Genomic DNA, 14,228 nt, shown 5'->3' with positions numbered 1-14,228 from the left:
GCCTCCTACTGCCTTATAAAATAATTAATTCTTTTGTTGAATGGGTCAATCTTTCATTGCCGCCTTCTGTCAGCAATAAATCATCCTCGATTCGCACGCCGCCGACTCCCGGTAAATAAATGCCTGGTTCACATGTCACGGTCATGCCCTTCTCTAAGACTATATCTGATTTAAAGGACAAGCCAGGGCCTTCATGGACTTCAAGGCCGATTCCATGACCAAGGGAATGTCCGAAATATTCACCATAGCCTTTTGCGGCGATGATATCCCGTGCAAGTGCATCTGCTTGTTTGCCTGTTAAGCCAGGTTTAATATTTTCCATCGCATAAACCTGCGCTTCAAGCGTTATCCCATAGATCTTCTTCAGCTCATCACTTGGTTCACCAACAGCAACTGTACGGGTAATATCAGATATATACCCTTTGTAGAGTGCGCCGTAATCCAGAGTGACAAAATCACCCTTCTCAATCACCTTATCACTTGCGACACCATGCGGAAGCGCCGAACGCGCGCCGGAAGCCACAATTGTATCAAAGGAAGAAGAGGTAGCACCCGCTTTACGCATGAAGAATTCAAGCTCATTGGAAACTTCCATTTCCGTCAAACCTGGACGGATAAACCCTAAAATATGCTCAAAGGCAGCATCTGCAATGTCTGCCGCATCCTTTAATATCTTAATCTCTTCAGGAGTCTTAATCAAGCGCAATTTTTCTACAAAGCCGGATAAAGGAACAAGCTCCCCCTCTACCACGCCTTCATAGGTTTTGTATAGGGCAAATGTAAGGTCATCCTGCTCAAAGCCAACTTTCTTGGCGCCCATTGCTTTAAGCTGTGCCGCCACCTCATTCTCAATCGGACCGGTATGCTTAACAATCTCAAATCCAACCGCCTGCTTGGCCGCTTGTTCCGTATAACGAAAGTCTGTAATAAATTTTGCTTCCTTTTCAGAAATGACAACTATGCCTGATGTACCTGTGAAATTTGAGATATATCTTCGGTTGTAAGGATTTGTGATAATCATGGCATCTATTTTTTCTGCGGCAAGATTTTCACGAAATCTTTGTAATTTTTCCATTATACATTCTCTCCCTTATCTAATATAATAGCTGCTGCCTGTTCCGGAGCCAGGCTTGAAGCCCCTGTATATATGTATGACCAACCGCTAAAGTAAGCCTTTAATGGATATTAATCATTTTATCATATGCAGGAAAGGGACCACTATATATTTATACCTGAGCTTCGTTATTTTCTGTCTGCCCTTTTTTTTCCAGCTGTCTTTCGTTATACTCAAAACTGATGGAGTAACCGACGAATAGCCCATAAAGGAGAAATAAGCATACGGTCGTAAGGATTGTATGGAAGGACAATTCCATTACGGTCTTCATGCCTGGGAACAGAGGCCTTAACACAAGGAAAATCAATGCCCAAATAACAAGACCATAACCAACACCAAGCCAGTAGGAGTATATTTTGCGAAAAACAACGGAATACAAATAGGCAAACAGCAAGGATATCACGGATAGACAAACAAGTGAGAGAATGACACCCACCCATCCCTTGGCGAAATCAGCCTTAATCCAAGACCGTATCACAAAGGCAGGGCCAATTTCCGTAAAGTTAAAATACACAAATAATTGAAAGATTGCCCCCCAAAACACACCAGCGAACAAACCAATCGCTGTCACTGTAGCTCCATAGCTTAATGGCTCTTTTACTTCTGTTACATTCTCTTCCATTCATCTTCACCTCATAGACTAGTATGTACCGTTTAAGCAAACTTCATGATGAATGAATCCAATAGTAGAGATATCCCTCAAGATTCGGTAAAATAAGAAGATAAACATTCATACTATAAATAACATGGAGTGGTGAATACAGTGGAAAATAAACCAGTCTACGGCGGGCAGGCTGTCGTAGAAGGAGTCATGTTCGGCGGCAAACATTGCACCGTGACAACGATCAAACGGAAGGATGGAACATACGATTCCTTTTCGATGCCGCGAAAGAGCCATCCAACCATTCAAAAACTTAAGAAAATCCCTTTTCTCAGAGGCATCGTGGCTATTATCGAATCAAGCGCCGTCGGCTCAAAGCATCTATCCTTTTCTACTGACCGCTTTGATGTTGACCCGAAGGATGACGACCAAATCGTACAGGAAGAGGAAAGCTCAAAGCTAGGCATGATTCTCGGTGTCGCGGCTGTCGGCATTCTATCGTTCATTCTTGGGAAAGTTTTGTTCACCCTCATCCCCGTATTCTTGGCGGCAATCTTCCAAGGTGTCGCACCGGCAAAGGGAGCTCAAATATTAATAGAAGGATTCTTCAAATTAACATTATTACTTTTGTATATATACTTTGTTTCCATGACACCTCTCGTTAAGCGCGTGTTCCAATATCATGGTGCTGAACATAAAGTCATTAACGCCTTTGAGGCAAATAAGGAATTGACTGTTGAAAACGTACGACATGCATCCCGGCTTCATTACCGCTGCGGCAGCAGTTTCATTCTCTTTACTGTCGTTGTTGGATTGTTCCTGTATATGTTCGTCCCGACCGATCCGTTATATGCACGGATTCTAAACCGGTTGGCTCTCATTCCGGTTGTTCTGGGCCTCTCCTTCGAGGTTTTACAGCTGACCAATAAGCTGCGCGATGTACCAGTGCTCCGTTTTCTTGGCTACCCAGGTCTATGGCTGCAGCTTCTGACAACGAAGGAACCGAATGATGACCAGATTCAAACCGCCATCATTTCCTTCAATAACATGCTTGAAGCCGAAAAGAGGGCTGGACAAGGTTTGAACGGAGAGAAAATTGTGTAAATTAAAATTAAGAGAAAAATTTATTGGTATAGCTGTTTAAATTCCCATAAATACGCTAATGATGCTCTTAAGGAGGTGCTTTCTATGAATCGTAACAAATCAACTATCATCATTTATGTTCTTCTGGGATTAGCGGTAGTGGGCTTGATTTATACATTGCAGTACAACGCTGCATCATTCATACGAAGTGTGCTTATCGGAGCGGCAATCATTGGGGTAATCTATCTTGTGTACAAACGATTCATGCTGAAAGGTAGCTCAGGCAAAACAGGCAAAGAGCGTCAAGCATACCGGAAGGCAGCCCGAATCTCAGCTAAGAAACATAAACAAGATACGATGAAACCCAAAAGAAGCAAGCACCATAATACACATGGACTAACCGTGATTTCAAAAGAAACCTTAATTAACAAGCCAAAAAAGAAATCAAACATTCAGTTGACTGTCATCGAAGGCAAAAAGGCCCGCAAAAAAAATCGCGCCCTGTTTTAAACAAGCTAAAAAGGTTCAAGCATTGTGCTTGAACCTTTTTTCTTAATTCATTTTCTTCTTTATTCGATGCGTCCAATGTTTGACGAACTGAGCCGCAGCCCTCCGTCCGCTTTCAACCAGTCCTGTCCTTTGCTCATCTGTCAGCGAGAACTCAATAAAACCTGCATCCTTCACTGGGATAAAAATAATATTTTTGACAAACTTACGTGAGATATAACGAGAATCATGTGCATTACGCATCGTTTCAAAAAGAGAAGAAAAAAGACCAATCGCATTCGTGATTTCCTCTTTGCTCTTCTCTGTCTTCTCATGAACTAAATTAAGACCAAGTACTGGTCTGATAGGATTAATATTATCCTGATCAAATAACCACATCGGAAAATTACTCAACACCCCGCCATCGACGACAATGTATTTTTCCCCGACTGTTTTCAGCTTGATCGGCTCAAAGAAAAAGGGAATGGAGCAGCTCATCCGAATCGCTTTTGCGACAGGGAACTGTTTCGGTTCAATATTATAGGCAGCAAGATCATCAGGCAATATAAGCATACGCCCATTTGATAGGTCGGAGGCAATGATACGCAGCTGCTTATCTGAAAGATCTCCGAAAGTATGAATCCCTTTTTTCTCAAGAATTTCCTTGATCCAGCACTCTAGGGCATCTCCTTTATATAAACCCATCGTCCAATATAATTTCAACCAGCGGGCAAAAGGAAATTGGATCCGTTTCTTCGATTCCAATAACCGGCTGAGCTCAACATCCTCCATTAAGAGCTTAATCTCAGCACCACTGTATCCAGCCGCGAGAAATCCAGCAATAATGGAGCCTGCACTTGTTCCCGCTACACGTTTAAACGTGTATCCCTGCTGCTCCAGCTCCATCACGGCACCGATAAGGGCAAATCCTTTGATTCCCCCGCCGCAGAAAACACCATCTATGTACAAACCGATGCACTCCCTCCCAAGATGTTCTCGCTTACTTATCATCTTTAAGCAGTAGGAGTGCATTTTAGAACGGTTTAGGTAAAGTATTTAATTTCTGCCTGCGGAAAGTGAGCTTGGATAGATTCTTCAATATGACTTCTTAAACGGGCAGCCTCATCATCCGGGTAAACATATTTTCCAATCCCGTACTTGCCCCATTTATATTTTCGTTTCGTTTCATCCATCTCAAGTTTTGATTTCGGATATCTGGCCTCAATAACCTTTTTGGCCGGCTTTGTGAAACGGTGCTGGATGAGTTCAAAATAAAGCGGAAGATCCGCATATTCCCCCAGCGCCTTTTTGAGCCGGTCAAACAGCTCCGCATAGCCCTCCTCCCACTCATCATGCATATAGATGGGGGCTACGATAAATCCTAAATGATAACCGGCTGCTGCTACCTTTCTGGCCGCCTCCAGCCTTTCATCAAACGAGGACGTACCCGGTTCGAAATTCTTGATGACATAGCGGGAATTAATGGAGAATCGGAAGCTCGTATGTCCATTATGCCGTGCATCAAGCAAATGATCGACATGATGAAATTTCGTCACAAAACGTAAGCGTCCAAGCTCAGTTTCCCCGAAAAAATTTATTGCCTTTTTCAATGAATGGGTTAAATGATCAATACCGACAATGTCTGACGTACAGGCTGCCTCAAAGCGGGTAATCTCTGGTGCACGTTCACCTATATAGGTGAGTGCTTTGTAAAAAATCTCCTCCAGATTAACATACACGCGTATATACGGTTTGCTCCCAAGTGTCGTCTGCAAATAACAGTAATGACAATGACCCATACAGCCTGTCGCAAGCGGGATAGCATATTCTGCTGATGGCTTGGAGGTATCGAATTTCAAGGTTTTCCTCAAGCCTACCACCATCGTCGATTTGGCTATTCGATATTTCTGCAGTTCCGTTTCTCCAGGAAGGTCCCTAATTTGATTATGGGAGGTTGTCTGGCGGATCTCAACATTCGGCATTGTCCGGAATTTCTCCCATAGTTCTTGACCTAATGGATAGTCTAAAGCCTTAGGCTCAAAATAGACCAGTTGAGGAATGAATGGTTTCAATCATCTCACCTACCTTACAGGTAGTATGTTCAAGACACAAAAAAAGGATGGCAAGAAAGTTTGCCATCCTTTTGAAATCATTGCCTTAGCCTTATTGGATTACAATCCGCATTTCAGCTGCGCGCCGCAGTTCGTGCAGGTATTGCAGCCGCCAAGCTCCTCAACCTTGCCTTTTCGGCAAACCGGACAAGTGTTGCCGACTTCGCTTCCAATAGTGACGCTCGTTGATTCAAGCGCATTGATGGTGTCAACTAGCACGACATGCTGTTCCGTTCTTTCCTTTGGCATTTCAGCTGTCTCGGTACTCTCTTCCTTCTTCAAAGTCAAGACTTGCGTGTCACGGCTTCCGTCCACATACACGGTACCGCCTTTTGCTCCGCCTCTATAAAGACGCTCGTACACTTTCTCAACCTGTTCGACAGAGTAGCCCTTCGGAGCATTAACCGTCTTACTGATGGAGCTGTCGATCCAGCGCTGGATAATGCACTGTACATCCGCATGTTTCTCAGGAGTGAGATCCATCGCAGATACAAACCATTCCGGAAGGTTATGAGGATCTGCCTCAGGATTGCGCGCCAAGTAGTCCTCTACGATATCCGCTTTTACTTCAATGAATTTACCGAGTCGTCCGCTTCTGAAGTAAGTGAAGGAGAAGTATGGCTCAAGTCCTGTCGATACTCCTACCATCGTTCCCGTGCTTCCTGTCGGTGCAACAGTAAGCAGGTGAGAGTTGCGAATTCCATATTTGAGAATATCTTGACGGATATGCTCCGGCATTTTCTTCATGAAGCCGGATTGAATAAAGGCTTCACGCAATGCTTTTGTTTCTTCCTCAGTATCTCCAACCAAGAATGGGAAGCTTCCCTTCTCCTTAGCGAGTTCAATGGATTCCTCATAGGCTGCAGTCGCAATTGTTTCAAATACACGGTCAACAAGCTCATTGCCGTCTTTTGAGCCGTATTCTTTCTCACAGTAGATGAGCATATCATGAAGACCCATAACTCCAAGGCCGACACGTCTTTCGCCCAAGGCTTGGCGTTTATTCTCTTCAAGGAAATATGGAGTCGCATCAATGACATTATCCTGCATGCGAACACCGACTTTAACCGTTTCCTTCAGCTTATCGAAATTGACCGTTTTTGCGTCCTTATCTGTCATTTCCGCTAAGTTCACGGCTGCCAGGTTACATACGGAATAAGGAGCTAAAGGCTGCTCACCGCATGGGTTTGTCGCAACGACCTTTTGTCCATAGCTCTTTGCATTAGTCATGTCATTGGCATTATCGATAAAGAAAATACCAGGCTCCGCAGAGTAAGTAGCACAAATATTAATTAAATTCCATAATTCCTTCGCTCTCACTTTACGGTAAACACGCACACCATAGCCGCGTTTTTCCCACTCCCGTACGTCTCCGCAATCCGCCCATTCATTATTATAGATTTCCATTTCCTCTGGGCTGTAGGATTCTACATCAGGGAAGCGCAATTCATATTCAGCATCATTCTCAACAGCATCCATGAACTCCTTTGTCAAGCAGACAGAGATGTTTGCACCTGTTAGGAAGTCTGGATTATGGACAGCGTCATTGCCGCCGTGCGCCAGTTTTTCCTCTGCTTCTTGAATGATGGCTTCACTGAAACCGCCTAGTCCTGGAATGGTCTTATAGTTCACGATTCCCTGATACATGGCTTGTTCCTGAATGGAAAGAGGTGTGAATTTTAATTTCTCTGCAGCCAGCCTTTGAATCGTCTCATCTTCTGATACTTCCATCAAGAAGCGCAGGATTTTCGGATTTTGCATCTTAGAGATGATGAACTCAACAATATCGGGATGCCAGTCAGCAAGCATAATCATTTGCGCACCGCGACGTGAACCGCCTTGTTCGACCAAATGAGTCAGCTTCGCGATATCATCAAGCCAGGAAACCGCTCCCGAGGATTTGCCGTTAACACCACGGGCAAGGGTGTTTCGTGGACGCAAGGTAGAACCGTTTGTACCTACTCCGCCGCCTCTGCTCATAATTTCCATAACTTGCTTGCGGTGTTCAGAGATACCCTCACGGCTGTCCTTGATGAACGGCATAACGTAACAGTTAAAATATGTCACCTCTGTCTCCGATCCAGCTCCATACAGCACACGGCCAGCAGGGATAAAGTTTGTTTGAACCAATTGCTGATAGAATCTCTCAAAGGATTCCTGACGCTTCTCTTCTGTCTTCTCCACTTGTGCCAAACCGCGCGCATTGCGTTTGGCGATTTGCTCATAGTAAATCTCAAGCGGCTTTTCAATGACATCAAGCGACTTGCAAATCAAACCTGTTTTCATTTCATCATGCTTGTCCAACGAAGCTCTGTATTCTTCTTCTACAAGCACATGGGCTGTTTTCTTTTCCCAATCAATTTCTTGAATATATCCTAGTCCGCGGGCTGGGAATTTTGGATCTTCCTTGATCGTCAAGACAACGAAGTCCCCATTGGCAAGCGTAAGCTTCTCCGTATCCTTAAACGAATAGCGATCGATCATAACAAGTCTTGATACACCTTTATAAGTCTTATTCATGTCGGGTGTTATTGGAAACACCTGTGGAAAATTGGCAATATCCTTATTCAACCTTTCGACATTTACAGACAGCTTATGATTAACAGCAGTATACAATATGATCTCTCCCAACCTCTTAAGTATTCTTCATGAATGTTTTTCTTTCTCTGATGCAGTTTGTTTTAATATAAATAACGTTATCATACGTCTTTTTGAAATTCAACTACATATTGTGTCCCTATTTTTTCAACGCATACTATATATTGTATTTGTGCATTTATCGAATGAATTGTCAATCTTCCTCTATGGGCAGAATTTTAAGAGAATCTGCGATTATGAACATTTTTCTACCCATTTTGAACAAAATCAAACAATAACTAGGATTTAGGACTTTTGCCTTACATTCTACAATATTCGTCCTTATTCTGGCTTATGAACCCCTTTTGATGAAGACTGATGTCGAATGCCAGAATATAAATTATATCGGTCCGAAGGAGGGGTCGTAAAGATTAAAGCATTCTTTTTAGAGGGATTGCCATAAAAAAATTTTGCCAGACAAAATATCTCCCTGTATAATAAATGAGGGAACAAACGAGAAAGTGGGGATTTCATTGACACCAACGACATATATTCTGATTGGCCTGGCTGTGCTGATCATTGCGTATTCAATTTACAGCTATTTCTCTACAAAAAAAATGGTTAAGACCTTATCCCAAGAAGAGTTCAAAGCTGGATACCGGAAAGCCCAGCTGATTGACGTTCGTGAACAAAATGAATTTGACGGCGGACATATTTTGGGAGCCCGCAACATTCCATCCACTCAATTAAAGATGCGCATGAAGGAATTGCGCAAGGACAAGCCTGTCTACTTATACTGCCAAAGTGGAATGAGAAGCACAAGAGCAGCTCAAATGTTATACAAAAACGGCTACCGCGACCTTTACCAGCTTGATGGCGGCTTCAAGAAATGGACTGGAAAGATCAAATCCAAATAAAAAGAGCCGATGCTGTCAAAAGCGCATCAACTCACACACAAAACGCGGACAATCCCCTTTATTCAGGTTTCTGAAAAAGGGGTTTTTATTTACCCCTTTTTCGGCTGTCTATCTTCAATCTTGGCGGCTAAGCTCTCAGCAGCCCGCTTATACAATTGACTCATATGAGCAAGCGATGCTACGGCCAATAGTTCCTCAAAATATTCCGCATCCTCCTCCTGACTAGCTCCTGCTGTCTCCTTAAGCTCCTTCATGCTTGTTTCGATACTTTCCGTGAAAATGGCGGCATTCTTATCCGTTTGCTTCAAGAAGGCCTCATACAGCCAGTCAATTGAGAGATCATCCTTCATAATTCTTTCATTGAGCGGGTCGAGAATCCCTTTGATTTCATTGATGGACAGGCTTCCTTTTAGCTGATAGATAAGACTGAGCAAGATTAAGTGCCTTTTCGTGTATTTCTTATTCTTGATTGGGAAGAACACTTTAGCCTTCGCATAATTATTAATCATCGTTTTCGTAAGAATCTTCTCATCATCAGTCCGCTTTGTTTCTTTAAACTTATTCTCGAATAATTGAATGACTTGATCCATATAAAGGTCAATCTCTGGAATTTCGTGAAGATTCAGCCTTTCATTTAACCCAATATTCTCTATAAAATCCATTTTATCATTCATCAATAATCCCTCATATTTCTTCGTCTTTCCATTTATTATACGTGTTTCCTCATGCAAGGTAAATAACAACCACTTCATCTATTTCCATAAATCCCACATATGGTTTTTAATACTAGATGTATAAATCAGCAAGGAGAGACTTTTACCCCATTCCCAATATTCGGAACCATTATATAATGGTCTATAGATTTACACAAAGGAATGGTGAACATGAAATCAGAAAAAAAGAGTGCGGTTCAGACCTTTGCCAACCAATGGTCCTTTCTCCTCACACTGCTCGCCTTTATCGTCTTTATCTTCTTTATGATATTCGGCTCGGCCTTTAGCAGCCAGACATGGATTTATTCCCTTATCCCTTTTCTGCTGGTCACCTTGATCTTAGGGGTTATTGGAATTCCCTTTGAAAACCCTAATAAAAGGAGAATTGCCCAATCGATTTTCTCTATCCTCCTATCGCTCTCGCTCATTCTGCTGTTAGGGGTTATTTATCTCGCGCCAATCTTGTTTCCATTTGGCATACCGTCTATTTGAAACCCAGATTGGTTGATGATTCCATTTGAAACATACTTGCTCATAAACAATAAAAAACACTCCCCAATAAACAGGGAGTGTTTCTTCGTTCAGCCTGCGACAAAGGATCTCGCCTTATGCCTTATGCATTCGATGGTTTCTTTTCTTCCTTTACCGAAAGGATACTGGCTTCGGTTCCATATTCCAGGCGGATTCTTTTACGTGCCTCCGCAGGTGTCCGTGCGGTAATGGGCATCATTTGTTTTTCACCCTGTGCCTCTATCTCAACGAGGAAGCATTTTGCTCCGCATCTCATTTGCTTCCCTCCTATTACTCTCTTCTCTTTATTATAGAACAAAAGCATGAAAGAGCGAGCAATGGTTATACTGTCATATCAATTACGTCAGCTTTTCCTTCCAAGATTTCTATGGAGAGACGGACAGAATCTCCGATGGCTTTCTCGATATCATCAGGCTCCATTCCCAATGGGCTCACGACGTCTTGGTCCATGAACAACTTTCTTGTAAATACCTTCGCAAATTCTGCTGTGTCCAAGCCGCTTTCTATTCCCTTTATTCGCTCATCTTCTCCCTTTGCTTCCATTGCTTTTATATAGGAATCTTTCGGAATCACGATAATCTCTTTATTCTCACAGCCCATATATTTATGCATGATGCTAAGCATTTCTGACCATTCCATATTATAATAGCCAACCGGATACTGACCATTTAAGCCATTTTTAACTGCACCGGCGATTGCCTGCCCGGCCTGCCGTATCGTCACCATTGTTGTACCGCCCTCAGGGTACATCGTTGCCCCCTTCATATTTTTGATCTGTTCAACAAGGAACACCCAAACTGGCTTTCTTCCTTCTTGGCTGCCAAACACATACGGTATTTCAAGAATAGCCACACTCATAGATTCATCAGCGAATGTTAGCGCCATCTCCGCTTGGTCAACACGGCTCCGTATGTACGGATGATGCTTATATAAATCCAATTCAGGCATCGTGCGGTGAGCCCAGCTGAAATAGGAACCAAGAACAACGACATGCTTGACGCCGCACTCCTTAGCAATCGTTAGAAAACGATAGAGTGGATCGATATTATGCTTTTTGAAAAAATCATAAACAGGAGAGTTTGCCTCGATGCGCTCATCAACACCTGCCGCAAACACAAATGCCTCACAGCCCGACATTTTTTCCTTGATTTCCTTATCTGTCATCTCCATATAATTTCCGAAGTCAATCTTCATTTCGTCCGGCAGCATACTTCCTGCCGGCACGGGCGGCAGGGACAAGGTTGAAACCTCATGTCCATGCTCTATCAATGCTCTCGCTCCCTCTGATCCTATTAAGCCTGTTCCGCCAATCATGAATATCCTCATATACACACACCCCTTATCTTCACTTTATATCCTGATTTTACCACATTATATTCTCGCTCATTCAGACTTATATGATATTTTTGTGAAGTTTTTCACAATATTACTCCATAAAAAAAAGGACTTCAAAAAAGCCCTTTTTCCTGCCATATAAGCCTTATCCCTCCATCCATGCCTAAACAATGGTATATAGCTCCTTTACTTTATGCTTGTAAAAGGACACTGGCGTTTTTTCTTCACCATGGACAGAATCAAGGATTTTGAATACCCTATCAGCAAGCATCGCTTTCTTGAGCGGTTCTTCATCCTGAGCTACATAATATTCGTACAAAATATTATAGGCTAGGTGTACGCTAATCTCATAATAATGATAATTCAGGCAATCATCACTTCTCTTATCTTTAATGAAAAAGTGAGGAAGCCATGCTCCATCCTTCGCCTTATAATGCGCTTGGTATAAATCGAAGGCATGCTCTATACTGATTGGTGTACTCCTGAAATCATCCACAATATCATTTTGGACAAGACGGTAAAATTCTTTTTGTGTTAATTGCTGAGCCCATTCTCTCATCTTTATCACCTTATTCCCCCTCATTATTCCTTTTCACAAAATAACATTCTTTCAAACCGTTATTTTAAGGAAATAATGAATATCTTTTTCCTCTATTTTATTGTTATTCCTCTGTTTCTTGAAGCAGAAGACTCTCTACATCATTGATAAAGCGGCGCAAATATTTGGCTGTCTCCCGATTAATTTGCCCCTCCTCATACATGCCTTGAATAGTTGAGCGTTCAACCTCTAATGCTTTAAAACGAAGCTCTTCCTTCTGCTCATCGCGCATCATTCTCGTTCGCATGTCATCTGTCTGCGTTCTTTTCCATTTCTCGATAAAGCGCTCATATTCCCGTATAACAACATTGAGGCTCTCTGAATCTCCCCCGTTTTCCCTTATTTTAGACAGCTTATCTATCGCAGCCCTTGCTGCATTCATTTGCAGCTCCTGCATCTTGGCATAATCATCAGCCTGATTCGCTGACGCCCTGTCCGTATACCAATATTTCCTCTTGAACTGTCCTATCACAATCATCACCTTGGACAATAGACTGTGAGCAAGCACCTCCTCACGTAAATCTAGTGATTTAAGGAGGCGGCTGATAATCTCTGGACTAACCTGACCTTGATTAATACATTCACGTAAATACTTGCGTTCAGTCCTCAACCCCGTGATCCGATAGTCCATCAGCTCTTGCTCCATTTCATTTATTCGTTCATCTTCACGATTATCGTAGCGAATTTGCTCAATCACACGTTTGTACTCACCAACCAGCTCAAAAGCCGCTGCTTGATTTTCCTCCGTCGTTTCTTCCTCAATTTTCTTCACTGCTGCCCACAGCAGCCGAATCTTGTATTGGTCATAAGGGGGTATTTGAACGGTACTCCCTGCTGAATCTTTCTTACTGAACATTGGCAGCAGAATGGCCGCAGCAACTAATGTCAGCAGGATAATTCCCCCGGCAAGCATAATGGTCAATGACCGTTCAGGAAACAGGGCCCCGCTAGCAACGAAGTAAGGGAGAGAAAGCACCCCTGCCATCGTGATGGCTCCTCTTACTCCGGTCAAGCCCGTTAATATACTTACCTTTACACTTGGCTTAGCGGTACCTCCCTTTGATAAAACAAATTCAATTCCCATATAACAATACGTCCAGATCATCCGAATCAGCATAATAACCAATCCAATAGCCAAGATATATCCAATGATCAGCCAGTTACTGATAGCCGGATTCTCCACTGTTTCCTTCATCGCCGAGGGAATGCTTAAACCGAGCAACAAAAAAACAACCCCATTTAAGACGAATAAGATAATTGACCACATATGTTCAGTGACGACTTGTTCATCAGCATTACGGATTCCCGCTCTCTCTTTAACGCTCGAGTGAATGATTCCTGCAGCAACAACGGCAATCACTCCTGATGCATGAAGCAACCCCTCTGCCGCATAATAAATAATAAATGGCGATACAAGCTGCAGCAGGGAATAAAACGTAACGTCAACAATTCCTTGCCTCCTCAAAGAACGGCGCAAGCCGACAAGCAGCAAACCGACAATAATCCCTGAGACTGCTCCAGCAGATACGACATAAACGAAATCCAAGGCTGCCTCACTCAGTGAAAAATACCCTGTGACAACCGCGGCAACAGCGTAATTAAAGGCAATCAGCCCGGATGCATCATTGATAAGCGATTCTCCTCTGACCAGCCTTAAAATGACAGGCGGCAGATAGATTCTCTCAGCAATTCCATTCACAGCTACCGGATCAGTAGGAGAAAGGATGGCTGCCAGTGCAAAGGCGGCAGCTAACGGGATCGATGGAATGAGCCAATGAATGAAATAACCGCCAATTATCGTTGTTAAAAACACCAAGATAAAGGCATTGGCCAAGATTGGCCAGCGCATCCTCCACAGCTCCTCCCTCGGGAAGCGCCGCCCATCATTAAAGAGAAGCGGAGCGACAAATAAAAGAAGAAACCATTCGGCTTCCAGCTCAAAGGAAATTTCCTTCACAAAAACAGCAAACAAAATTCCGAGCGCGATTTGTGTCAGGGCGGTCGGAATCATCGGCAAATAATGACTAATAATATTTGAGACTAACAAAAGAACTAATAAGACAATAATTGATAATAATAAATCCATAAGTATACCCTCAATCCATAGCAAATCATTTCTTTAGTGTGCCACATACACGCTTATACCATTCCCTCAAATCCGA

General features: G+C 42.9%; 14 protein-coding genes. 4 read left to right on the top strand and 10 right to left on the bottom strand.

Features of this window, described 5'->3' with window-relative positions:
• Positions 1–13: 13 nt before the first annotated feature.
• Positions 14–1,075, bottom strand: coding sequence for a M24 family metallopeptidase (locus tag AC622_RS05720; protein ID WP_049670180.1), 1,062 nt, complete (start codon positions 1,073–1,075; stop codon positions 14–16).
• A gap of 151 nt (positions 1,076–1,226) precedes the next feature.
• Positions 1,227–1,736 (bottom strand): YqhR family membrane protein, encoded by a 510-nt coding sequence (locus AC622_RS05715; RefSeq protein WP_049670179.1) that lies wholly within the window; start codon positions 1,734–1,736, stop codon positions 1,227–1,229.
• Between the two features lie 132 nt (positions 1,737–1,868).
• Between AC622_RS05715 and AC622_RS05710 the strand changes: the two genes are divergently transcribed.
• On the top strand, positions 1,869–2,819 hold the full coding sequence (locus AC622_RS05710) for a DUF1385 domain-containing protein (RefSeq protein ID WP_439802915.1): 951 nt from the start codon (positions 1,869–1,871) through the stop codon (positions 2,817–2,819).
• An 84-nt stretch (positions 2,820–2,903) separates the two neighbouring features.
• Positions 2,904–3,308: an SA1362 family protein gene (locus AC622_RS05705; protein ID WP_049670178.1), complete on the top strand. Its 405-nt coding sequence runs from the start codon at positions 2,904–2,906 to the stop codon at positions 3,306–3,308.
• Between the two features lie 42 nt (positions 3,309–3,350).
• Here AC622_RS05705 and AC622_RS05700 read toward each other — a convergent pair whose 3' ends face one another.
• From AC622_RS05700 to AC622_RS05690, 3 genes are all read right to left on the bottom strand, one after another.
• Positions 3,351–4,253 (bottom strand): patatin-like phospholipase family protein, encoded by a 903-nt coding sequence (locus tag AC622_RS05700; RefSeq protein ID WP_049670177.1) that lies wholly within the window; start codon positions 4,251–4,253, stop codon positions 3,351–3,353.
• Positions 4,254–4,327: 74 nt separating this feature from the next.
• Positions 4,328–5,356: a spore photoproduct lyase gene (splB, locus tag AC622_RS05695; protein WP_049670176.1), complete on the bottom strand. Its 1,029-nt coding sequence runs from the start codon at positions 5,354–5,356 to the stop codon at positions 4,328–4,330.
• A gap of 99 nt (positions 5,357–5,455) precedes the next feature.
• On the bottom strand, positions 5,456–8,011 hold the full coding sequence (locus AC622_RS05690; RefSeq protein WP_049670175.1) for a vitamin B12-dependent ribonucleotide reductase: 2,556 nt from the start codon (positions 8,009–8,011) through the stop codon (positions 5,456–5,458).
• 578 nt (positions 8,012–8,589) lie between these two features.
• Here AC622_RS05690 and AC622_RS05685 point away from each other — a divergent pair.
• Complete coding sequence (locus AC622_RS05685; protein ID WP_082197241.1) at positions 8,590–8,889, top strand: rhodanese-like domain-containing protein; 300 nt, start codon at positions 8,590–8,592, stop codon at positions 8,887–8,889.
• A gap of 89 nt (positions 8,890–8,978) precedes the next feature.
• Here AC622_RS05685 and AC622_RS05680 read toward each other — a convergent pair whose 3' ends face one another.
• Positions 8,979–9,641, bottom strand: a complete 663-nt coding sequence (locus tag AC622_RS05680) for a DUF1836 domain-containing protein (RefSeq protein ID WP_231589484.1) — start codon at positions 9,639–9,641, stop codon at positions 8,979–8,981.
• Positions 9,642–9,773: 132 nt separating this feature from the next.
• On the opposite strand from AC622_RS05680, the gene AC622_RS05675 reads away from it, so the two are divergent.
• Positions 9,774–10,094 carry a hypothetical protein gene (locus AC622_RS05675; RefSeq protein ID WP_049670173.1) on the top strand — a complete coding sequence of 107 codons (321 nt, stop codon included), beginning with the start codon at positions 9,774–9,776 and terminating at the stop codon, positions 10,092–10,094.
• A 121-nt stretch (positions 10,095–10,215) separates the two neighbouring features.
• Here AC622_RS05675 and AC622_RS21180 read toward each other — a convergent pair whose 3' ends face one another.
• The 4 genes from AC622_RS21180 to AC622_RS05660 all read right to left on the bottom strand — a co-directional run bounded on the left by AC622_RS21180 (position 10,216) and on the right by AC622_RS05660 (position 14,152).
• A complete protein-coding gene (locus tag AC622_RS21180) occupies positions 10,216–10,389 on the bottom strand; it encodes a hypothetical protein (protein ID WP_197089906.1) in 174 nt (57 codons plus the stop codon).
• Between the two features lie 65 nt (positions 10,390–10,454).
• Entirely contained in the window at positions 10,455–11,459 is a 1,005-nt protein-coding gene (locus tag AC622_RS05670) for an NAD-dependent epimerase/dehydratase family protein (protein ID WP_049670172.1), read from the bottom strand.
• 172 nt (positions 11,460–11,631) lie between these two features.
• Positions 11,632–12,036, bottom strand: coding sequence for a hypothetical protein (locus AC622_RS05665; protein ID WP_049670171.1), 405 nt, complete (start codon positions 12,034–12,036; stop codon positions 11,632–11,634).
• A gap of 94 nt (positions 12,037–12,130) precedes the next feature.
• Entirely contained in the window at positions 12,131–14,152 is a 2,022-nt protein-coding gene (locus tag AC622_RS05660) for a Na+/H+ antiporter (protein ID WP_049670170.1), read from the bottom strand.
• Positions 14,153–14,228: the final 76 nt, after the last annotated feature.

Origin of the sequence: Bacillus sp. FJAT-27916 (genome assembly GCF_001183965.1) — a bacterium.
Taxonomy (GTDB): Bacteria; Bacillota; Bacilli; order Bacillales; family Pradoshiaceae; genus Pradoshia.
This window is presented reverse-complemented; position numbering and strand designations above follow the sequence as displayed.

Bases quoted from the DNA above. Each gene is read 5' to 3' on its own strand.
- AC622_RS05720 (WP_049670180.1), bottom strand. From the start codon at position 1,075: ATGGAAAAATTACAAAGATTTCGTGAAAATCTTGCCGCAGAAAAAATA.
- AC622_RS05715 (WP_049670179.1), bottom strand. From the start codon at position 1,736: ATGGAAGAGAATGTAACAGAAGTAAAAGAGCCATTAAGCTATGGAGCT.
- AC622_RS05705 (WP_049670178.1), top strand. From the start codon at position 2,904: ATGAATCGTAACAAATCAACTATCATCATTTATGTTCTTCTGGGATTA.
- AC622_RS05685 (WP_082197241.1), top strand. From the start codon at position 8,590: ATGGTTAAGACCTTATCCCAAGAAGAGTTCAAAGCTGGATACCGGAAA.
- AC622_RS05680 (WP_231589484.1), bottom strand. From the start codon at position 9,641: ATGAAGTGGTTGTTATTTACCTTGCATGAGGAAACACGTATAATAAAT.
- AC622_RS05675 (WP_049670173.1), top strand. From the start codon at position 9,774: ATGAAATCAGAAAAAAAGAGTGCGGTTCAGACCTTTGCCAACCAATGG.
- AC622_RS21180 (WP_197089906.1), bottom strand. From the start codon at position 10,389: ATGAGATGCGGAGCAAAATGCTTCCTCGTTGAGATAGAGGCACAGGGT.
- AC622_RS05670 (WP_049670172.1), bottom strand. From the start codon at position 11,459: ATGAGGATATTCATGATTGGCGGAACAGGCTTAATAGGATCAGAGGGA.
- AC622_RS05660 (WP_049670170.1), bottom strand. From the start codon at position 14,152: ATGGATTTATTATTATCAATTATTGTCTTATTAGTTCTTTTGTTAGTC.